21 protein-coding genes are annotated in these 19,570 nt (G+C 65.0%); 12 read left to right on the top strand and 9 right to left on the bottom strand.

The genetic code is table 11. From position 1 onward, the window contains the following. Positions 1–64 precede the first annotated feature (64 nt). The 4 genes from IM816_RS11810 to IM816_RS11795 all read left to right on the top strand — a co-directional run bounded on the left by IM816_RS11810 (position 65) and on the right by IM816_RS11795 (position 2,301). Positions 65–274 (top strand): cold-shock protein, encoded by a 210-nt coding sequence (locus tag IM816_RS11810; RefSeq protein WP_250338226.1) that lies wholly within the window; start codon positions 65–67, stop codon positions 272–274. Between the two features lie 337 nt (positions 275–611). Then, positions 612–815, top strand: a complete 204-nt coding sequence (cspE, locus tag IM816_RS11805) for a transcription antiterminator/RNA stability regulator CspE (protein ID WP_036111837.1) — start codon at positions 612–614, stop codon at positions 813–815. Between the two features lie 301 nt (positions 816–1,116). Next, a complete protein-coding gene (locus IM816_RS11800) occupies positions 1,117–1,983 on the top strand; it encodes a pirin family protein (protein WP_250338225.1) in 867 nt (288 codons plus the stop codon). Between the two features lie 12 nt (positions 1,984–1,995). Continuing rightward, on the top strand, positions 1,996–2,301 hold the full coding sequence (locus tag IM816_RS11795) for an Mpo1-like protein (protein WP_250338224.1): 306 nt from the start codon (positions 1,996–1,998) through the stop codon (positions 2,299–2,301). Between the two features lie 56 nt (positions 2,302–2,357). Here the strand turns inward: IM816_RS11795 and cqsA are convergent, their stop codons facing one another. The 3 genes from cqsA to IM816_RS11780 form a co-directional block, all read right to left on the bottom strand. Further along, complete coding sequence (gene cqsA / locus IM816_RS11790) at positions 2,358–3,623, bottom strand: alpha-hydroxyketone-type quorum-sensing autoinducer synthase (protein WP_250338223.1); 1,266 nt, start codon at positions 3,621–3,623, stop codon at positions 2,358–2,360. Between the two features lie 270 nt (positions 3,624–3,893). Beyond that, positions 3,894–4,931: a response regulator gene (locus IM816_RS11785; protein WP_072321442.1), complete on the bottom strand. Its 1,038-nt coding sequence runs from the start codon at positions 4,929–4,931 to the stop codon at positions 3,894–3,896. Next, on the bottom strand, positions 4,931–6,304 hold the full coding sequence (locus IM816_RS11780) for a sensor histidine kinase (RefSeq protein WP_250338222.1): 1,374 nt from the start codon (positions 6,302–6,304) through the stop codon (positions 4,931–4,933). The genes IM816_RS11785 and IM816_RS11780 overlap by 1 nt, the downstream gene beginning before the upstream one ends. Positions 6,305–6,397: 93 nt before the next feature. On the opposite strand from IM816_RS11780, the gene IM816_RS11775 reads away from it, so the two are divergent. Then, positions 6,398–7,228, top strand: coding sequence for a tRNA threonylcarbamoyladenosine dehydratase (locus tag IM816_RS11775; RefSeq protein WP_250338221.1), 831 nt, complete (start codon positions 6,398–6,400; stop codon positions 7,226–7,228). A 1-nt stretch (position 7,229) separates the two neighbouring features. Here IM816_RS11775 and IM816_RS11770 read toward each other — a convergent pair whose 3' ends face one another. After that, positions 7,230–8,297: an aminotransferase-like domain-containing protein gene (locus tag IM816_RS11770; RefSeq protein ID WP_250338220.1), complete on the bottom strand. Its 1,068-nt coding sequence runs from the start codon at positions 8,295–8,297 to the stop codon at positions 7,230–7,232. 52 nt (positions 8,298–8,349) lie between these two features. Between IM816_RS11770 and IM816_RS11765 the strand changes: the two genes are divergently transcribed. Beyond that, complete coding sequence (locus tag IM816_RS11765) at positions 8,350–8,601, top strand: GIY-YIG nuclease family protein (protein WP_250338219.1); 252 nt, start codon at positions 8,350–8,352, stop codon at positions 8,599–8,601. A 9-nt stretch (positions 8,602–8,610) separates the two neighbouring features. Here IM816_RS11765 and IM816_RS11760 read toward each other — a convergent pair whose 3' ends face one another. After that, positions 8,611–9,015, bottom strand: a complete 405-nt coding sequence (locus IM816_RS11760) for a DUF3224 domain-containing protein (protein WP_250338218.1) — start codon at positions 9,013–9,015, stop codon at positions 8,611–8,613. A gap of 110 nt (positions 9,016–9,125) precedes the next feature. Here IM816_RS11760 and IM816_RS11755 point away from each other — a divergent pair, with 110 nt between their 5' ends. The 3 genes from IM816_RS11755 (at position 9,126) to IM816_RS11745 (ending at position 13,274) form a co-directional block, all read left to right on the top strand. After that, entirely contained in the window at positions 9,126–10,001 is an 876-nt protein-coding gene (locus IM816_RS11755; RefSeq protein WP_250338217.1) for a 2OG-Fe(II) oxygenase, read from the top strand. Between the two features lie 103 nt (positions 10,002–10,104). Next, entirely contained in the window at positions 10,105–12,369 is a 2,265-nt protein-coding gene (locus IM816_RS11750; protein WP_250338216.1) for a M1 family metallopeptidase, read from the top strand. Then, positions 12,366–13,274: a hypothetical protein gene (locus IM816_RS11745; protein WP_250338215.1), complete on the top strand. Its 909-nt coding sequence runs from the start codon at positions 12,366–12,368 to the stop codon at positions 13,272–13,274. The genes IM816_RS11750 and IM816_RS11745 overlap by 4 nt, the downstream gene beginning before the upstream one ends. Before the next feature lie 22 nt (positions 13,275–13,296). Here the strand turns inward: IM816_RS11745 and IM816_RS11740 are convergent, their stop codons facing one another. From IM816_RS11740 to IM816_RS11730, 3 genes are all read right to left on the bottom strand, one after another. Then, positions 13,297–13,833 (bottom strand): GNAT family N-acetyltransferase, encoded by a 537-nt coding sequence (locus IM816_RS11740; RefSeq protein WP_072322266.1) that lies wholly within the window; start codon positions 13,831–13,833, stop codon positions 13,297–13,299. Between the two features lie 21 nt (positions 13,834–13,854). Next, positions 13,855–14,316: an SET domain-containing protein-lysine N-methyltransferase gene (locus IM816_RS11735; RefSeq protein ID WP_250338213.1), complete on the bottom strand. Its 462-nt coding sequence runs from the start codon at positions 14,314–14,316 to the stop codon at positions 13,855–13,857. Positions 14,317–14,452: 136 nt separating this feature from the next. After that, positions 14,453–14,779, bottom strand: coding sequence for a ComEA family DNA-binding protein (locus IM816_RS11730; protein ID WP_250338212.1), 327 nt, complete (start codon positions 14,777–14,779; stop codon positions 14,453–14,455). 193 nt (positions 14,780–14,972) lie between these two features. Between IM816_RS11730 and IM816_RS11725 the strand changes: the two genes are divergently transcribed. The 3 genes from IM816_RS11725 (at position 14,973) to IM816_RS11715 (ending at position 18,070) form a co-directional block, all read left to right on the top strand. Further along, positions 14,973–16,415, top strand: coding sequence for a M20 family metallopeptidase (locus tag IM816_RS11725; protein WP_250338211.1), 1,443 nt, complete (start codon positions 14,973–14,975; stop codon positions 16,413–16,415). Further along, a complete protein-coding gene (locus IM816_RS11720) occupies positions 16,412–17,116 on the top strand; it encodes a YggS family pyridoxal phosphate-dependent enzyme (RefSeq protein WP_250338210.1) in 705 nt (234 codons plus the stop codon). Before IM816_RS11725 ends, IM816_RS11720 begins: the two co-directional genes overlap by 4 nt. 381 nt (positions 17,117–17,497) lie before the next feature. Continuing rightward, entirely contained in the window at positions 17,498–18,070 is a 573-nt protein-coding gene (locus IM816_RS11715) for a C40 family peptidase (protein ID WP_345779947.1), read from the top strand. 421 nt (positions 18,071–18,491) lie between these two features. Here the strand turns inward: IM816_RS11715 and IM816_RS11710 are convergent, their stop codons facing one another. Beyond that, positions 18,492–19,442, bottom strand: coding sequence for an aspartyl/asparaginyl beta-hydroxylase domain-containing protein (locus IM816_RS11710; RefSeq protein WP_072321429.1), 951 nt, complete (start codon positions 19,440–19,442; stop codon positions 18,492–18,494). Between the last annotated feature and the right edge of the window lie 128 nt (positions 19,443–19,570).

Here is a 19,570-nt window from a genome sequence, read left to right as displayed (position 1 = left end):
CCAGTAATGCAGCGGCTTATTCCAAGCTGCTGGTTTCATTCGTAAATAGTTTTGGAGTGTTTCTATGTCGGATCGTGAAATCGGCGCCGTCAAGTGGTTCAATGACGCCAAGGGCTTCGGCTTTATCTCCCGTGACAATGGCCCGGACGTGTTCGTTCACTTCCGCGCCATCCAGGGCAACGGCTTCAAGTCCCTGCAGGAAGGCCAGAAGGTCTCCTTCAAGGTCGTGAATGGCCAGAAGGGTCTGCAGGCTGAGGAAGTTCAGCCGGTCTAATCAGCCGAACTGACTTTGTCGAAGAAGGCCGGGCGGCGACGCCCGGCCTTTTTTTTGCCCATCGTTTTGGACGAGTCGTGGCGCGGCTGCGGCAAATCGCCGTTTCTGCGCATGATTTCGCGTGATCCGCGTCAAAAAATCGACCTATGTAAGATTTCCCCTACAGAACTTTGGGCAAATGTGGTTATCATCGGACCTACTGTGTCTGCGCGGTCACGCGAGTGACCCGATGTAAGCGAGCAGTTTTAGCGCTCCATCGCCTCACCCCGGTCCTGCATGCTCAGTAAGTCGCCGGCTCGCGAGCCGGGTTTTCGTGTGTTGGATAGAGGTGTGTGTGATGGCAACTGGTACTGTGAAGTGGTTCAACGACGCTAAGGGCTTTGGCTTCATCACTCAGGATGAAGGCGGTCCGGACGTGTTCGTGCATTTCCGTTCGATCCAGGGCAACGGCTTCAAGTCGCTTGCCGAAGGTCAGAAGGTGGAATACACCGTGACCCAGGGACAGAAGGGTCCGCAGGCGGACAACGTCGTCCCGAAGTGATTTATTCAGGTCGGCTGCCTGCGGGCGGCCGGCCCGATTAAACCTGGCTCCTCTGGCGCTACGCGTCGGAGGAGTTTTTATGAGCGGCTGACCCGAGGCGCGCAAGTCGTCTCGTATGTGGGCGCGCGCTCGGTCGGCCTTGTGGGAGCCGCCATGGCGGCGAGGGGATCCGCAGCTGCCTCATCCAGGCACTGCACGCCGGCCCCGCTTCCTCCCCGAGCAGTCCCGCGCCAGCGGACGAACCGTCAAGACGTACCTCCGGCAGTCGGGTAGGCTTTGCGCTTCACTATCGAGGCCCGCCATGACCGCCATTTCTATCGACGGCAAGACGCGTGACCTGGGCGGCGGTTTCGTCGTTCGACGCATGCTGCCGCACCTGAAGGCCCGCCACGTCGGCCCCTTCGTTTTCTTCGATCAGATGGGCCCCGTGGCCTTCGACGACGACGCCGGCCTCGACGTCCGTCCGCATCCGCATATTGGCCTGGCGACCGTCACCTGGCTGTTCGACGGGGTGATTCGTCACCGCGACAGTCTGGGCAGCGCCGTGGACATCCACCCCGGCGACGTCAACTGGATGACTGCCGGGCGCGGCATCGTCCATTCCGAGCGCACGCCGCCCGAAGCGCGGCACGATCACGAGACCCTGCACGGCATCCAGGTCTGGGTGGCTTTGCCTGTCTCGCATGAGCGCATCGAGCCGGAGTTTCACCACCATCCTGCGGCCGAGCTGCCAAAGGTGGAGCGCGACGGTGCCCGGCTCGTGGTGATCGCAGGTGAGGCGTTCGGTGCGACGTCGCCCGTTCGCGTGTTTGCCCCCATGTTCTTCGTCGAGGCACGTCTCGAAGCCGGCGCGCGTCTCCAGATGCCCGAGCAGCACGCCGAATGGGGCGCGTACGTGGTGAAGGGTGCCGCGCGGTTTGGCGACGTGGAGCTGGGCGCCCTGGACATGGCGGTGGCGCATGACGGCGCACCCCCGGAACTCGAGGCGAAGGAACCCTCGCTGATCATGCTGTTCGGTGGCGCGCCGCTCGATGGCGAGCGACATCTGTGGTGGAATTTCGTCGCCAGCTCCCAGGAGCTCATCGACGCCGCAAAGGCGGATTGGGCGGCGGGCCGGTTCCCGCTCGTTCCGGGCGACGAATACGAGCGGATTCCCTTGCCGGAGTGAGCGGAGATCGACGTGGAACGTTTCGCCAGCTTTCGCGAGTTCTATCCGTACTACCTTGGCGAGCACGCCGACCCGCGCTGCCGGCGATTGCATTTCGTCGGCAGTTGGGTCGTGCTCTTCGCGGTCGCCATGCTCGTCTCGACCGGTCAGTTTCTGTGGCTCGTGCTTGCGCTGGTGGGCGGCTACGGTTTTGCCTGGGTCGGTCACTTCGTATACGAGAAGAACCGGCCGGCGACCTTTCGCTATCCCGTTTACAGCCTGATGGGCGATTGGGTGATGTTCGCCGACATCCTGCGTGGCCGGGTGTCGCTGCGCTAGGGATTGGCGCTTGTGAGAACTTGTTCAGAGCCTCCCTGGGTCGCCGGCCGTCGGGCTCACGCCACTTCCGCCGTTGCGAGTGCGCGCTCCGCGTCCCTCCTGGAACGGCGCGTGGCGCTCCACGCGTCCAATTGCAGCTCGCTTCGTGCGGTCCGGCACACACTGATCAGGCGCTCGACGTCATCGTCGCTCATGCCTGCGTTAAGAGTGAGGCGAAGGAGTGACCGATTGACCGTCGTTGCGGGTGCGCTGAATACGGACCCGAACACGCCGTGCCGTTCCATCACGTCGCGCACGTGCCCCGTCAGGATTTCCTGGCCAGCCTCGAACGCCACGATCTGTTCGGTGCCGTCGCCGATCGGGTAACCAAGCGTCGTGAGTTCCTCGCGCACGTATCGGGTGATCTGGCGCAGCCGCTGCCGCCGCCAACCCTCGGTCTGGATGACCCGATGCGACGCCGACAACCCGGCCAGCTCGTGGGGCAGCAACGAGGAACTGAAGATCGCGGGCAAGGCTTCGCAACCGAAGTAGTCCTTGAAGCGGGTCGTGCACGCGATGAAGCCCGCCCGAGAGCAGTACGCCTTGGCCAGACTGGCCGTGATGAAATGTACGCGGTCGTTGAGGCCCATACTGGCCACCAGCCCCTCCCCACGCGAACCGTGCGTACCGAGCGAATGGGACTCGTCCACCACGAGCACGCAGCCGTGCGCCTGGGCGATGTCCGCGATGTCGACCAGCGGGGCCAGACTTCCGTTGGTGCTGTACACGGCATCGACGACGATCACTCCGGGGCCGTTGCGCAGTACCTGGCGCTCGAGGTGCGCCGGGTCGTTGTGCAGCACCGACACGGCCTTTGCGCCCGCGCTGCGGATGCCCTCCCACAGCGAGGCGTGTGCCAGCACGTCGATGTACACGGGCACGCGTTCGGCCGCGATGGATTGGATCAAGCCCACGTTGGCGGCGAAGCCCGATTGCGCGAGGATGCCGTCCTCGCTGCCGACCGCGCGTGCCAGCTCCGCTTCCACACGGTGCAACGGCTGACCGTCGTCTTGCTGGAAGAGAGCGGACATCATCATGCCGAGGCCCCCTTCCGCGAGGGCGTCACGCTGGGCCTCCACGATCTCCCGGTGGCCCGCGATGGCGAGATAGTCGTTGCTTTGGAGCATGAGGGCGTCGGGCCCCGGCTGCCGCCCGCGCAAAATGTGACGGCCACCCCAATCGATGGCGACGCGTTCGTTGTGAAATCGATCGACCCTGCGTGCAACGAAATCCGGAAGTGCCGGCGCCTTGGCGATCGGGTGGAGGATGGAAACGTTTTCCATGGGATTCTCTCTCTGGTTGAGGGCGGGCGAAGTCCATACCTGCCACCAGAAAGCGAACAGGCACGCGCCGGCCTCGCCCAGGCAGGCGCGAAATCACAGGAAGAGGCGTTTACCGGAAGCCCTGTGAAGGGCGCCGCGCCTCAGGCCATTACCAGAGAGACGTATGACGGACCGTAGGGTCCGAACGAGACGATTTCCAGACGACCGACCGCGCTGCGTGGCGACGGTCGGAACGGTGCTGCTGCCGTTGGCGCGGGAGGCGCCGGTCGTCTAGAGGAACCGCGAACGGCTGTCCGCGGCGAGGCTCAGGTCCTGTTCGCGCAGCCATGCACGGTACGACTTGACGTGTTGCAGGCGGAAGCGCTGCACCTCGTCGATCAGTGCGTAGTAGTACCACTGTTCGCCCGACACCGCCGTAGCGGGATGCAATTGCGATTCCGGATCGATCACGCCCTTGTGATAGAAGCCGTCGCGCGAATTGAACCAGGGCAGCGCGGAACCCCGCTTCAACGCTTCAAGAACGGCGGTTGGCGCACCGAGATCTGCCGCAATTTCATAGTGCGTGCGCAGGTCCTCGTCGGTCTGGACCAGCAGGAACCGCCCGATGCCCCAGGCGTCGACCAGCAGAAGACCGGTCGGGTTGCAGTGCACATAGCATTCCACCGGCTGGAAGGTAGCCGTGACCCCTTGCAGCACCTCGCGGAAGGCAGGATCGCGAAGGAAACGGAAGTTGCCCAAGGCGAGGGTTTCCGCCACGAAGGCGCTGGCGCGCTCGAAGTAGCGATGCTGCAGCTCGGCGATCGCGGTCTGCAGCTTTTCGATCGCCGCAGGGTCGTTCTTTCGTATGAAACGATCGATCACGCCGGAGTTGAAGGCGTCGATGGCCGTCGCGTCATCGGCGCGGCCCGTGAGAAGAATCTTGCCAATATGCGGATTCGGCAAGCGCTTGCAGAAGGTGATGCCGTCCATTTCGGGCATCGCCTGGTCGACCACGACCACCGAGATCTCCGCGAAGCGCTCCGGGTCGTATACGACGCGGTGGATGGAATCGATGTCCAGCGCGACCAGTTCCTGGGTTTCGGAGGGGCGGTCCTTCCAGCGGTACAGCCAGCCGCCGCCCGGCACGGGACGGCTACCGTTGTTGCCCAGCGTGGCCAGCGCACTGCGGGGCGAACTGAAGGTGCGCACGCGCATCATCGGGTCGAGCAGCAGCGGCACGACCTCCAGGTACTCCTCGTGGTCGTCGACGAGTACGGTCGTGGTCGGGAAATGGAAGGGCTGGATATCGCCCTGAGAGTTCAACGTCATCACTGCCGGTCCCCGGTCTCCGGATGCGGGAAGGAGAGGGTGAACTCGGTGAATTCGCCCAGATTGGTACGGCATGCGATGCCACCGCCCATATGCTCCATCGCCGCGTGACAAAAAGCGAGCCCTATGCCGAGGCCAGTGACCGTACCGGCCCCCGCGCTGTCGCTTCCATAGGAATAGAAACGGTTGAAGATGCGCGGGACGACGTCGGGCGGGATGCCGGGGCCGGTGTCGTAGATGCGGATGCGGTTGGCGATTTCGTCGGGTTCGATGAAGATCTGGATCTCGCCCTTGCCGGCCCGGTCGGTATGGAACAGAGCGTTGCGCAGGAGATTGAACACCACGTGGACGACCAATGCCTCTTCGCCCAGCAGGGTGAAGTCGCCCGTGGGTGAGAGGGTGATGCGGTCGCGCTCGGCCCGGGAGCCGTAGGGGAAACGTCGAAGCGCCTGCTCGACGCACTCGCGCGCCCCCAGCGTCGTCAGGGGTACCTCGCCGATCGGTCGTGCCGAAAGCAGGAGCATGTCGATGATGGTGTTCGCATAGGTCACCTCGCGTTCCATCACGCCGATGCTGCGCTCCAGGGCATGCAGGTTCTGTGCTCGCATGTCCGGCACGGGAAGCCCCTCGCGCTCGGCCAGACGATGACTGCGAATGAGGTCGGGCATGAACCGCGCTACCGCCCGCGCGGCAATACGCAACGAGCCCAGAGGGGTGCGCAGCTCGTGGGCGATGTTGTTCGACGCAGCCGTCAGGGCATCGATGCGCGACTGTTCCGCCATGTTCGCCGAGACCGTGCAGGTGGCCCCGCCGACCATCGCGAACAGCAGGAGCGGGATGTATTCCAGCATCGTCCGCGTCTGCAGGTGGGCTTCCGGGGACAGGGCGAACACGAGTCCTGCGAGCATGCTGCCGATGGTGAAGACCACGAGGAAGCTCGCGATGTCGAAAAGCATCATGAGCAGCATGACGCAGGCGAGGTGCGTCATCAGCCATGCCGGCGTGGCGTTGCGCAGTGTCATATAGCCGACGAAGAACGGCATCGCCACCGTCATGGCGAAATACCAATAGGTGGGCAGGTGCGCGCGCAGGCTGCGCGGCCACCAAGGCAGCAGGGCGAGCGGAATGAAGGTGGCGCTGCACAGCAGCCGCATCGGCAGGTTTTCGTAGGGCTGCGGGAAGAGGTAGGCCCAGACCGGGTAATACACGGCCAGGCAGAAGCTGCCCACCACTCCGATCGCGACCATCTTCGGCTGCGAATAGCGCGTGCGCAGGAACATCGTGTTTTCGAAGCGCGACATCACTCGCAGCAGCCAGAGCCGCAGGCGGAGGGCAGCGCTGGTTCGAGCCGGTTTGTCCGGGCTGGTGGACATGGGCGATAACGTGGACGTGAAAAGGTCGGAAGACACGCGGAGGCCCGGGTGTGCGGATGCCGCCAGCATAGCCCACGGTCGCGTTCCGTCGATATGAGACAATCGGCGGACCCTTTTCCTCCAGAGCATTCCGTGAGCACGGCACAGGCCGAACGTTTCGCCGGTATCGAACGCCTCTATGGGCGTGGCAGCCTGGACCGCCTTGGCGAGGCCCATGTCTGCGTCATCGGGGTCGGTGGCGTCGGTTCGTGGGCCGCCGAGGCCCTCGCTCGCAGCGGCATTGGCCGCCTGACCCTGATCGACGGGGACGATGTTTGCCTGTCCAACACCAATCGCCAGTTGCACGCGCTGGACGGCCAGTACGGCAAGCCCAAGGTCGGTGTCATCGCTGAGCGTGCCCATGCGATCAATCCCAGCTTGAGGCTCGAAGCCATGGAGCGGTTCCTCACGCCCTCCACGCTCGATGAGCTGCTCGATCGCCACTACGACGTGGTGATCGACGCCTGCGACGCGCTCAAGGTGAAGCTCGAGACCATCGTCTGGTGCCGGCGGCGCAAGCTGCCGCTGGTGACCGTGGGTGCGGCGGGCGGGCGCACCGATCCCACGCAGATCCGCGTTCGCGACCTGTCGCGCACCGAGCACGACGCCATGCTCAGCATGATCCGGAAGAAGCTCCGCCAGGAGCACGGCTTTCCCCGGAATCCGGATCGGTTCTTCGGCGTGTCGGCGGTGTACTCGCTGCAGAACGTGCGCTACCCCCAGGCGGACGGCAGTGTCTGCGGCGTGCGGCCTCCGGGCAGCGATGCCTTGAAACTCGATTGCGGTGGCGGTCTCGGCGCGGCTACGCACGTCACGGGTGCCTTCGCTTTCGCTGCCGTAGGCAAGGCGCTGGAAAAGCTGACGGCAGCCGGCGCCAAGCGCTGAGTCAGAGTACCTGCGCCACGAGCCGCAACGCCTTTTCCAGCCGTGCGGAATCCTCTTCGGCGCCTAGCGCAAGGCGAATGCCCGCGGGTTGGCGATCGGCAGACACGAATCCGCGCGATGCGGCGATGCGTACGCGGTGCGCGAGCAGGCGTTCCTCCGTCGCGACCGGATCGGCGCAAGGTAGCCAGGCATGCAGGCTCGATCCGTGGGTCACCAGCTCAGGGCCAAGGATGCGACGTGCCGTCGCGTTGCGCTCGGCCATCGTCAGGGCCAGGGTCTCCAACAGCGCCTCTGCCGTGCCGTCATCCATCCAGCGGCCGACGATGGACGGCCAGAGCGTAGGTATGCCGTCATGTTCGCACTGCATCGTGACGGCGGTGAGCGCGCAGGTCGGTGCATCGGGATGCAGCAGCCAGCCGACCCGTAGCCCCGGCCCGAGGATCTTGCCCACACCGCCCGCGTGCAGGGTGCGCTCGGGCGCCAGCACCGCAAACGGCGGCACGGCATCGCGGCCATGCCAGGCGAGTGGACCGTACACGTCGCCTTCGATCAGGGTGAGTCCGAGCGCCTCCGCCACGGCAGCGATGTCCATGCGCCGGGACAACGGCATGGTCGCGGTCGTGGGGTTGTGCAGCGTGGGCTGGACGTAGACGACGGTGGCACCGTTGCGCTCCGCTGCCAGGGCAAGCGCATCGGGGCGCATGCCCTGGCCGTCCATGCCCACATCCACGCAGCGCAGCCCCATGGCGTCGGCGAGCGCACGCACGCCCTGGTAGGTATGGTCTTCCACAAGCAGCACGCCGTTCGGCGCGCGCGCCTGCAGGAGCGCCAGGCGCAACGCATGCCGGGCGCCGAGCGTCAATGCGATGCGTGACGGGTCGACCGCGCCGTGGCCGCCAACGCGCCGCAGCCAGCCAGCGATGGATCGGCGCACTGCCAACGCGCCGGCCGGATCGGGGTAGCCGAGGTCTTCCACGGCGATAGCCGTCTTGGCAACGGCGTGTCCGAGCGCTGCGGCGACGTCGGTTCGCAGCGGCAGATTCACGGCCAGATCGTAGGTGGGCGTCATGCCGACACTGTAGGAGGGCGACGAGGCCGCTGCCAGGGCCTAGACTTCGCGCATGTGGTGCGTCTATCTCATCGAATGCCGCAATGGTGCCTGGTACGCCGGGATCACCAATGACCTCGACGCGCGTTACGCGGCGCACGTGGCGGGGAAGGGCGCTCGGTACACGCGTGCAAATCCGCCAGTCAGGCTGCTCGGTGCGCGCCCCTTCGCCGACCGTTCGGCCGCCTCGCGCGCGGAGTACGAGGTAAAGCGCCTGCCGAAAGCCAGGAAACTCGCCTGGCTGCTTTCTAGCGACGACGCCTAGGGCGTGTTCTTAAGGCAGGGTGTAGTCGAGCTCGTAATGGTGCGTGCCGTCCTTGGCGATGTCGATCGACAGGCGGCCTGCGATGCCTTGCAACTGTCCTGTGCCGGAATCGGGAACGATGCTGATCGTGAGCTCACGGCCCGCGGAGGACATCACACCTCGGTGCACCAGGGCGAAGCTGCCGATCCGGCCACCGAGAGTGCCGGAGAAGCGCTCCACAGCGACATAGGCGGCGGAGCCGGGCGTGCCGCTGCTGGATGCGGTGAGCATCGTGCCCTTGGAGGTGCCCTCCCACTCACCGTGGAACACCTTGGCGAGCGCCATCGAACCGAGCACGGAACCCTCGCCCTCGTCGGGCGCCCCGGCAGGTGTGATGGACACGTCGAACGTACCGTGCGCGTGGTGATCGGACATTGGGGTACCCCTATGCGTTGGACTGACTTAGGATGAATGCGACACGCACGCTCCGATGCCATGAATGCAGGATTCCTTCCGATCGGAGCCTCATGGCGAAAGGGAGTTCGATGAACGACAGAGGCCATGCCATGGGATCCCGCCTGCACACCAAGGTTACCCCGGACTGGCATCGCTGGCTTGCCGAGGCCGTCGCCGCGGGATACGCCGCGCCCGATCTGCTGACGACGATGAAGGAGAACGGCTTCGACGAGCGCGCCTCGCGCGATGCTATCGCCGACGCGCTGTTCGGCAGCCCGGCGCCGCCGTCGAACGCACCGGAACCAAGTACCTTCCGCAGCCACCTGCGTGCCGGCCATGTGCTCGATGCGGGAGATCGCCAGGTCAGAGTGTTGGTTCGCGTGGCACGCCCCACGATCGCCGTGCTGGATGGCGTGCTCGATCCGTCCGAATGCGAGGCCTTGCGCGCGCTCGCCACCACCCGCCTGGCGCGGTCCCAGGTGGTCAACCCGGGCACGGGCGTCGGTGTGGTGCAGGACATCCGCACCAGCGAGGGCGCCAACTTCGGCCGCGGCGAGACGCCACTGATTGCGCGGATCGACGCACGTGCCGCGGCGATCATGAACCTGGATCAGGAACACGGCGAAGGACTGCAAGCCATGCGCTATGGCCCGGCCGCGGAATACCTTCCGCATTTCGACTACTTCCCACCGGACGATCCCGGCAGTCAGGCGCATCTTCGCAACGGCGGTCAGCGGGTCTCCACGTTGATCATGTATCTCAACGACGTGGAAGCAGGCGGCGAGACCATCTTTCCGCGGATCGACTTCAGCTACGTACCCCGGCAAGGGCAGGCGCTGTATTTCGAATACAACGCGCCGGACGGTTCGCTCGATCTGCTCTCGCTGCACGGTGGGGCACCCGTGCTCTCGGGGGAGAAGTGGATCCTCACCAAGTGGATGCGCGAGCGACCGTTCCCCGGCTGAATGCATGCGCGCCCTGGCGTGACGGGGAAGCGTGACCTTTGGCCTATATCGGCGCGCCGCCACGTCAACGCACTCTCATCGGCATCAAGGGGAGGATGCACCGATGCGCCGCAAGGCAGCCAGAATCGTTCGTTTCGTCGCGGCCAGCACGCTGCTTTTTGCGTACGGCAGCTCGGCGCAGGTAGCGTCGCCGCCTCCCTCGGCACCGCCAGCCGCGTCCTCCACGGCAGCCCCTTCCACGGCAGTACCTCCCGCGGCCGCATCTCCCGCGGCAGCCGGCGAGACTCCCTTCGCCTCGCCGCGTGCGGGCTTCGTGCGCACACCCAGCGCGCCGACGGCATGGGGCGGCCCGCGTAGCGGCAGCGAAGCCACGCTGTCCGACCGCGTGGTGTCCTATCGGATCCAGGCGCGCCTTGACCCGGCCAAGCACACGGTGGACGGCCAGCAACAACTGACCTGGCGCAATCGCAGCGACCGGCCGGTGTCGGCTGTGTTTCTCCATCTCTATCTCAACGCGTTCGAAAGCGAGGGCAGTACGTTCTTCAGCGAGCGCCGCGTGCTCGCATCGCAAGGCGGCTCGCGCGGCATCGCCGAAGTGAAGAAGGGCGAGTGGGGCTACATCGACCTGGGCAACGTCGAGCAGGACGGCGCTGCGTTGAAGTGGCACTACGTGCATCCCGACGGCGGCCCCGCGACCGACCACACCGTGGTGCGCGTGGACCTGGCGCAGCCGGTACCCGCAGGTGGCAGCGTCACCCTGGACATGAATTTTCACAGCCAGTTGCCGCGCGTCATCGAGCGCACGGGCTATGTGGGCTCGTTCCACCTCGTGGGGCAATGGTTCCCGAAGATCGGCGTGCTGGAACTGCCGGGCGAGCGCGGGGCGACGGAACCGCGCTGGAACGTGCATGAGTTCCACTTCAACAGCGAGTTCTACGCGGACTTCGGCGAGTTCGACGTCCGCATCACCGCACCGCGCGACTACGTCATCGGTGCGGTCGGCGAGCAACAGGGCGAGCCGGCGCCGGAAGGCAGCGAGCTGACCTGGCACTTCGTGCAGGCCGACGTGCATGACTTCGCGTGGATGGCAGCACCCGGATACCAGTCGATCGACGGCGAGTACACCGGTCCCGGCAGCCCTCGGGTCAAGGTGCGCGTACTCTATCCCGCCGAGTACGCGGCAAGCGCCAAGCCGGTGTTGAAGGCGTCGATCGATTCGCTGGCATATTTCTCCTCGACGCTTGGTCCTTATCCGTACAAGACGCTCACGGCCGTGGTGCCGCCGTTCAATGCGGCCGAAGCGGGCGGCATGGAGTACCCGACCTTCTTCACCGCGGACAGCTACCGCGAGGTTGAGCCGAAGACGACGAACGAATATCTCCTGGACTTCGTCACCATCCACGAATTCGGTCACGGTTACTTCTATGGCCTGCTGGCCTCGAACGAATTCGAGGAACCGATGCTCGATGAGGGTCTGAACGAGTACTGGGACGATCGCATGCTGCGCGAGCGCAAGCAGGTGCTCTATATGACCACGCCGTTCTGGAAATTTTTCGGCGTGGAGCCGCCGATGCCGTCCTTCATGCTCGAACGCATGACCGCTCGCCTGCGCAAGCCGTCGGACCCGCTCGGCGAGAACTCCTGGGATCGCCTGTCGAGTGCCGACTACGCCACCGTGTACTCGCGAACGGCCACGGCGATGCACGATCTGGAAGAACGCCTCGGCAAGGAGGTGATGGAGAAGGCCTTCCGTCATTACTACGACCTGTGGCATTTCCGCCATCCGTCCATCGCCGACCTTCAGGCAGCCGTGGCCGAGTCCTCGGGCAAGCCGGAGATCGTGGCGCAGGTATTCGATCAATACGTATATGGCACCGCGCGCATCGACGACAGCGTGACCGACATCGTCAGCGAGGAAGTGCTGCCGCTGGCGGGCGTGTCGATGAAAGACGGTCGTCGGACAGAGGTGTCGTCCGACGACAACGACAAGGCCGTGGAAAAGCAGCGCGAAGCGTGGAAGAAAGCCCATCCGGATGCGGCGCCCGGCACAGGGCCATTCCCGTGGAAAACGACGGTCACGGTCTGGCGTGATGGCGCGTCGGTCCCGCAGACCCTCAAGGTGTCCTTCATGGACGGCTCGGTGGAAACCGTTCGCTGGAACGATGATCGTCGCTGGGCGCGCTTCGCCTTCACCAAGCCGGTGAAGGGCGCCTCCGCCGAGCTCGATCCCGACCGCAAAATCTACCTCGATGCCAACAAGCTCGACGACAGCCGTACCGTGGAAGCCAACCACGCTGCCTCGAAACGCTGGACCGCCGATTTGGCCGCCGTGCTGCAAGGTCTCTTTTCGGTTCTGGGGACGCTATGAACGCTCATCAACGACGCTCGCCTTTCGCTGCACTCGGCACGGCCGCCGTGGGAGCGCTCCAGTGGCGACTCATGCTCCTGTGGATCGTTGTGACGCTGTTGCCGACTCTCGTCGTCGCCTTGCCCCTGTGGGGCCTGCTCGACAACCTGCTCGGGCACAGCGTGCATGCCGACGCGTGGGCGACGCATTTCGACGGGCTCATGTTCGCCGACGTGATGGCAGCGTTTCGCGGCGGGAAGGGCTGGATAGGCATGGCCTTTGCGGCGGGTGCGCTGGTCACCCTGCTGACGGCACCGTTCCTGGCCGCCATGGTGGTCGCGAGCGGGCGGGCGCAGCGGGCCCTCGGTTTCGGCGGCCTGCTGCAAGGCGGTGCCGCTGAGTACGGGCGGATGCTTCGGCTCTCGATCCTGTCACTGATTCCCTATGGCATCTTCATCGCGCTCGCGCATGGCGTGTCGTCCTTCGCGGATGACAAGGTCGACGCCGCTTTGAGTGTCGTACGTGCGGATACCTACCAGCATGCCGCGCTGGCCGTAACCTTGCTGATCTTCGTGATAGCCCAGGCGATCGTCGAATCGGCGCGTGCGCAATTCATGGCGGACAGCAGTCTTCGTTCCGCCTTCCGCGCCCTCGGCCGCGGTACTGTCGCTGCGCTGAGGCGACCGTTCGCCACGTTGTTCGTCTATGGCGTGATCACCCTGGTGGGCATGGTCCTGGCCGTGGCGATTGCGTCATGGCGCGGGCATACGACCGCCGTGGGCAGCGGGTGGCTGGCCGGCTTTCTGATCGTACAGCTAGGGGTGGTTGTGCTGGCGTGGATGCGCACGGCGCGCCTGTTGGCGCTGGCGGGTCTGGTGGCGGTGAATCCGCGTCGGCGTCGCACCGACTTCGCCCCGGCGCTCTAGCGCCTGGGCGAACGCGCGCCGGTCAACCGGCGCGGCGGACTTCGCGGTGTGGCGGGTAGTACGCGAACAGGTGTGTCGCGCCGCCGAGAAAATCGATGTTGTCGATGTGCTCGCCGCCAAGCCGCTCCGCGACGTGGTCGGACGCTTCGTTGCCAATGCGCACCATGCTGATCACGCGCTGCGCGTGCAGTTGGTTCCAGGCGAAATCGAGGATCGCTTCGCCGGCTTCGGTGGCATACCCGTGGTGGCGGTGTTCCGGCTTCAACATCCAACCGAGTTCCAGGTCGGGCCAGCCTTCGGGTTTCATCAGGCCGGCGCGGCCGATGAATTCGCCGGTGTCCTTCAGTTCGATGGCCCACATGCCGCAGCCACGCAGCGCCCAGTGGCCCAGCAGCATCGCCATGGAACGCCACGCGTTCATCCGGTCGAGCGGTTGGCCGTCGCCGATCCAGCGCGTGCTCTCGGCGTCCGCGAGCATGGCCGCGTAATCGTCGAAGTGGCGTTCGGTGAGGGCTGTGAGCCGCAGGCGCGGCGTTTCCAGGACGGGAATGTCTGCAATTGCCATCGAAGTGACCAGGTGTCAGCCGAGCAGGCGGGCCAGGGCGCGGGTGCTTTGCGCGAGGCTCTCATGCCAGGACAAGCCGGTTATTTTCTCACCAGTCGCCGCGTCTTGGAAGCTCTCGTCCTGCCCAGGGGCGAGGAGATGACGGTAATCCACCGTAATTTCAGTGCCTTGCGGGAGGTCTTTCGCGGCGAAGATGAAGCCGAGGTGCCAAAGGCCGGTGGGCTCGAAGCTGTGGTTCACGTAGCACTCGTCCGGCCACTCCGGGGAGACCGTGTAGCGGTCCTCGAACCAGCGGGCGGCTGAGTACAGGTTGGCGGCGAGGGCGGGGGTGGCCAGGATCTCGTCCCAGCCATGCGTGCGATCGATCTGGTCGGGCGCCGTTACGACGCGCCCGGCGGCCACGAACTCGTCCACGAACAAGCCCTTGCCGGCCCCAGGAATGCCCGAAGCGGCGATGCGGTAACGCGGCAGGATCATTGCGACATCAAGCCCCTGTGACGTACGGGAGGGCGAGTGCCGACCCGACATGGGGCGCGAGTGTAGCGCGTTCGGCGGCCGGTGGCGGATCGCCGGGGCCGAACGCGCTTGAGGGGATCGGTGACGGTACGAGCGGTCAGTCCTCGTCGCCACCGGCGCGGGCGCGCGGGGTCTTGGGCGCCTTGGCCTTCTTCACCGTCTTGCCGCCGTCGACCTGGATCGCATCGCGGTTGCGGTCCACCAGCGATGCGCCGATGCCTTTGACCTGCGCAAGCTGGTCGGCGTTTTCGAACGCGCCGTTCGCCTCGCGCCACGCGACGATCGCCTGTGCCTTCACGAGGCCCACGCCGTCGAGCGACTCCGCGAGCGTGGCGGCGTCCGCCGTATTGATGTTCACCGGCGTCGAAGCGAGAGCGAGCGGCGAGAGCAGCAGCCCGGCCAGGGCAATGAGATAGCGTTTCAAGAGCGTCTCCTTTGAGGATGCGTCGAATGACGCCGGATCACTCTGCGGGTCCGCGGGTTGTCCGCGAACCGGCGCGCCGAGGGAAAGCACGTGCGGCACGGCCGTGACGGCGCAACCGGCGGGGACCACATCGAAAGGGGCGTCGCTGTCGTCGCTGCTACAATCGGCCTTTGACCCGACGAGCCTTTTCCTCATGGATACCTCCCGCATCTCTTCCTTCGTCAGCGGCCTCTGGGACGCGGAAATCGTGCCGCAACTGGTCGAATACATCCGCATCCCGAACAAGTCGCCGATGTTCGACGCGCAGTGGCGAGAGCACGGTTACATGGATCAGGCCGTGACGTTGATGGCGTCGTGGGCGCGCTCGAAACTCGGTGCCTTCGAAGGCGCGTCACTGGAAGTGGTGCAACTGGAAGGTCGCACGCCACTCATCTACATCGACATTCCCGCGCAGGGCGTGCAGGGGAAGGGCACCGACGAGACCGTGGTGCTTTACGGACACCTCGACAAGCAGCCGGAAATGTCCGGCTGGGCCGATGACCTCGGCCCGTGGACGCCCGTCATCAAGGGCGACAAGCTCTACGGCCGCGGCGGCGCGGACGACGGTTACGCCATCTTCGGCTCGCTCGCTGCGTTGCTCGCCCTTCGCGAACAGGGCGTGCCGCATGCGCGCTGCGTGATTCTCATCGAGGCGTGCGAGGAGTCCGGTAGCTACGACCTCCCGTACTACGTGGATCATCTGGCCGATCGCATCGGGCATCCGGCGCTCGTCGTCTGCCTCGATTCCGGCTGCGGCAACTACGATCAACTCTGGCTCACCACGTCCCTGCGCGGCATGACCGGCGGCAACCTCACCGTGCAGGTGCTGGAAGAGGGCGTGCATTCGGGCGACGCCTCAGGCGTGGTGCCCTCCAGCTTCCGCATTCTTCGCGACCTCCTGAGCCGTCTCGAAGATCCGCACACCGGCACCATCGTGCCGAAGGAACTGTACGTCGACATTCCGGCGCAGCGCGTCGATCAGGCGCGTCGCTCCGCCGAGGTGCTGGGCACCGCTGTCTACGACAAGTTTCCGTTCGTCGAAGGCATGCAGCCGGTGACCGACGATCTCACCGAACTGGTGCTCAACCGGACCTGGCGCCCGCAGTTGGCCGTGACCGGCGTCGGCGGCATGCCGCCCCTGGACAGCGCGGGCAATGTCCTGCGGCCACGTACGTCGGTGAAGCTCAGCCTGCGTGTGCCGCCGACCTTGTCGGGCGCGGAAGCGGGTCGCTTCCTGAAGGAGTTGCTTGAGAAGGATCCGCCGTACGGCGCAAAGGTCACGTTCGACCTCGAGAAGGACGGCAGCGGCTGGAACGCGCCCGCATTGTCGCCATGGCTGGAGCAGGCCGTAGCCGACGCGTCGAACCACTATTTCGGCGCGCCGGCGGCCTACATGGGCGAAGGCGGCAGCATTCCGTTCATGGGCATGCTCGGCGAGAAGTTCCCGCGGGCGCAGTTCCTCATCACGGGCGTGCTCGGCCCGCATTCCAACGCGCACGGGCCGAACGAGTTCCTGCACATTCCCACCGGCAAGCGGGTGAGCATGGTCGTGGCTGATGTCGTCGCTCGGCACTTCCAGGAAGCGTCGAAGGCATGAGCGACGCCCCGGCCACGCTAGCGGGTCGCTTCGCCATCGTGCAGGCGTCGGTCGCCGATGCTTGCGTGCGTGCGGGGCGCGACCCTTCCGAGGTTGCTCTGCTGCCGGTAAGCAAGACTTTCGGTGCCGACACCGTCCGTGAAGCCATCGGCCTGGGCTGGCGACGCTTCGGTGAGAACAAGGTGCAGGAGATCCAGGCGAAAGCCGCGGCACTCGCCGACGAGAACGTGTCGTGGGTCGTCATCGGCCACCTGCAGACCAACAAGGCCAAGGCGGTCGCCGCCTTGGCCAGCGAGGTTCAGTCGCTCGATCGCCTGGACCTTGCCGTCGCTCTGGACAAGGCCTTGCAGACGCAAGGCCGCAGCCTGGACGTGCTGGTGCAGGTCAAGACCTCGCCCGAGGAAACCAAGCACGGACTGGCGCCCGACGACCTGCTTTCTTTCCTGGATCAACTGAAGGCGTTCTCCTCGCTGCGCCTCCGCGGGCTGATGACGCTGGCTGAGGCGTCCGAGGACGAAAGCCGCGTACGGGCCTGTTTCCAGAGCCTGTATCGCCTGCGTGACACCGCCCGTCAGGCTGGCCATTCGGCCGATCGCCTGTCCATGGGCATGAGTGGCGACTTCGCACTGGCGATTGCCGAGGGAAGTACCGAGGTGCGCATTGGCAGTGCGATCTTCGGGGCACGTTCGTACAAGGCGTGATGCCTTTCATTCGCTCCGAACAAGGTCATCGGCCCTCACATTCGTGAAGGCAAGTACCTAAGCTTGTTCATGTTTTCGGCCTCTAGCCCGCAGTTTCCTGCGACTTCTATGAATGTTTCCTAGGAATGGCCGTTTTTAACTTTATGCCAACAACAAGGGTGACTCGGTTTGGTAACTTCACCCCTCGTTCACGGTCGTCTCACCTTCACGGCGGCTTAACTCCACGATGAATAGGCCTTTCCGCTCATGTATTTAAAGCGACTGACCGCTCTCGCGTTAGCCACTTGCTGTACCGCCGCCGTAACACCCGCTTTTGCCGATACGATCCAGGCTCCACAAGGTCTCGACCAGTCCGCCACGCTTCTCCTCACCGATCTTCCGGTGTTCGCGCCCGCCACGGCGCTGGCCCAATCAGCGGTTCCCGACGCCACCTCGCTGATCGCCGCTCCGAAGGCCGCTTCGAACGCCCCGCTCGCGGCCACGGCCGATACCGACACCGACGCGGATGACGACGACAGCCTCGTCGCCGCCGCCACCGACAAACTCGCTGGTCACGTTGATGGCCATGCCCGCGAGGCGCTTCTCGCCTTCGCCATGAAGCTCCGCGACATCCGTTATCACCGCGGTGGCCGGGCTCCTTCCACCGGTTTCGATTGCAGCGGCTTCGTCCGCTACGTGTTCATGCACAGCATCGGCCTCGACCTTCCGACCAACTCGGCCAGCCAGTTCCTCGCCGGCCTCAAGGTCAAGCGCAACGAAATGAAGACGGGTGATCTGGTCTTCTTCCGCACCCGCGGCAAGGCCGTCTCGCACGTCGGCATCTACATCGACAACGGCCAGTTCATCCATTCGCCGTCGGCCGGCAAGACCGTACGCGTCGATAGCCTCAACGAGGCCTACTGGGCCAAGCACTTCGTGGGTGCCAAGCGCCCCGAAGGTATCGCCAAGATCTGACGGGCACCCTTCAACGTATATTTCCGAAACGGCATGCTCCGGCATGCCGTTTTTTTTTGGTTTCCCGTGGGAGCCGCTATAGCGGCGAGACGCCAACGAAGCGGTGTAGCAGCGAGGCAAGCTCCCATCGCCAGCAGGCTGGCTCCCACCGGCAAGATTCCCTCGCCGCCATGGCGGCTCCTGCAAGGGCGCTGAGGCGGCTCCCGCAAGGGGCTGCTTTGTCACGGTATCCGGGCGCGTGCACGGTATCCGGGCGCGTGGGGCGCAGCCATAAGCCACACACGGCCGCGCAGTGGCCGCTTTACCCGAGCGACGGTGAAGCCGAGGCGCCGAGGGCTGCGGCCGATGGCGTTCCCTCAAAGCTCCCAGCGCTACACCGATGGCGAAGCCGAGCGACGAGCGACTTAGCCCCAGCCCGATCTCATCCGCGAAAAAACGGGTAGGGCGCCAGGAAGATGAGCCAAATCATCACCACGATGCCTGCGTACTTCAGCACCCGGAACAGCTTCGGATTGGCCTTCTTGAAACGCCGCGTGCGTTCGCGCCCACGCTGGTTGAGCGCGAACATGCGATTGACGAAACCGACCTGCTCCTTGCCGTCGTCGCTGTTCGGCGAGGCCGTGATCGACCCCATGAACGCGCCCACGCGCTTGTTGATCGCCGTCATGAGTCCGCTCTTCAGCGGGCGCTCCACGTCCGCGAAGAGGATGACGCGCGTCTGGTCCGTGCGATTCTCCGCCCAGTGCACATAGGTCTCGTCGAATACGACGTCCTTGCCATCGCGCCAGGCATGCATCTCGCCGTCGACGAAGATGCGACAGTCGTCGGAGTTGGGTGTGATCAGGCCCAGGTGATAACGCAGCGAGCCCGCGAACGGATCGCGATGCGGGTTGAGTTTGCTGCCCGGCGGCAGCAACGCGAACATCGCCGCCTTCACGCTCGGGATCGCATTCAGCAGCTTCACTGTCTCCGGGCAGAGCGCTTCCGCGGATGCCAGCGGTTCGCCGTACCACTTCAGATAGAAGCGCTTCCAGCCTTGCTTGAAGAAGGAGTTGAACGAGGCATCGTTATGCTTCTCGGCCGAACGGATAAAGCCCTCGTCGAAAAGATGCAGGGCTTCTTCGCGGATTTTCTGCCAGTTGTTCTGCAGCAGGTCGAGCTGCGGAAACCCGCGGCGGTCGAGAATGGGGCGCGCCGGTACAGCGGAAAACGCGTACATCAACAGGTTGTACGGCGCGAAGATCGCCGAATGATCCACCAACTGGCGATCGAAGCGGAGGCGCGAGCGGCCGCGGAGGTGCACCAGCAACACGCACAGCGTGAACAGGATCAGCACATACAGAACGATGAAGCGAGGTCCGAGGAAATTCATGGAAGGGACTCGATGGGAACCTTTCGATGGCCGCACTCGAGCGCGGCCGTATCAACGGCCATAGGATACTCCTGGCCCACCGAGCCGGCACAGCCGAAGCCGCTGCTCTGACCAGCGGCCGACGATGT

The sequence above is a fragment of the Luteibacter flocculans genome, assembly GCF_023612255.1.
In the GTDB taxonomy this organism is placed as follows: Bacteria; Pseudomonadota; Gammaproteobacteria; order Xanthomonadales; family Rhodanobacteraceae; genus Luteibacter; species Luteibacter flocculans.
Note: the sequence above shows the minus strand (reverse complement) of the source record. Positions and strands in the feature narration are given on the sequence as shown.

Excerpts from the sequence above, each read along its gene's own strand:
- IM816_RS11765 (WP_250338219.1), top strand. The coding sequence starts at position 8,350 with ATGTGGTGCGTCTATCTCATCGAATGCCGCAATGGTGCCTGGTACGCC.
- IM816_RS11770 (WP_250338220.1), bottom strand. The coding sequence starts at position 8,297 with ATGACGCCCACCTACGATCTGGCCGTGAATCTGCCGCTGCGAACCGAC.
- IM816_RS11760 (WP_250338218.1), bottom strand. The coding sequence starts at position 9,015 with ATGTCCGATCACCACGCGCACGGTACGTTCGACGTGTCCATCACACCT.
- IM816_RS11725 (WP_250338211.1), top strand. The coding sequence starts at position 14,973 with ATGGATACCTCCCGCATCTCTTCCTTCGTCAGCGGCCTCTGGGACGCG.
- IM816_RS11775 (WP_250338221.1), top strand. The coding sequence starts at position 6,398 with ATGAGACAATCGGCGGACCCTTTTCCTCCAGAGCATTCCGTGAGCACG.
- IM816_RS11745 (WP_250338215.1), top strand. The coding sequence starts at position 12,366 with ATGAACGCTCATCAACGACGCTCGCCTTTCGCTGCACTCGGCACGGCC.
- IM816_RS11780 (WP_250338222.1), bottom strand. The coding sequence starts at position 6,304 with ATGTCCACCAGCCCGGACAAACCGGCTCGAACCAGCGCTGCCCTCCGC.
- IM816_RS11755 (WP_250338217.1), top strand. The coding sequence starts at position 9,126 with ATGAACGACAGAGGCCATGCCATGGGATCCCGCCTGCACACCAAGGTT.
- IM816_RS11720 (WP_250338210.1), top strand. The coding sequence starts at position 16,412 with ATGAGCGACGCCCCGGCCACGCTAGCGGGTCGCTTCGCCATCGTGCAG.
- IM816_RS11710 (WP_072321429.1), bottom strand. The coding sequence starts at position 19,442 with ATGAATTTCCTCGGACCTCGCTTCATCGTTCTGTATGTGCTGATCCTG.
- IM816_RS11800 (WP_250338225.1), top strand. The coding sequence starts at position 1,117 with ATGACCGCCATTTCTATCGACGGCAAGACGCGTGACCTGGGCGGCGGT.
- IM816_RS11810 (WP_250338226.1), top strand. The coding sequence starts at position 65 with ATGTCGGATCGTGAAATCGGCGCCGTCAAGTGGTTCAATGACGCCAAG.
- cqsA (WP_250338223.1), bottom strand. The coding sequence starts at position 3,623 with ATGGAAAACGTTTCCATCCTCCACCCGATCGCCAAGGCGCCGGCACTT.
- IM816_RS11785 (WP_072321442.1), bottom strand. The coding sequence starts at position 4,931 with ATGACGTTGAACTCTCAGGGCGATATCCAGCCCTTCCATTTCCCGACC.
- IM816_RS11750 (WP_250338216.1), top strand. The coding sequence starts at position 10,105 with ATGCGCCGCAAGGCAGCCAGAATCGTTCGTTTCGTCGCGGCCAGCACG.
- IM816_RS11735 (WP_250338213.1), bottom strand. The coding sequence starts at position 14,316 with ATGATCCTGCCGCGTTACCGCATCGCCGCTTCGGGCATTCCTGGGGCC.
- cspE (WP_036111837.1), top strand. The coding sequence starts at position 612 with ATGGCAACTGGTACTGTGAAGTGGTTCAACGACGCTAAGGGCTTTGGC.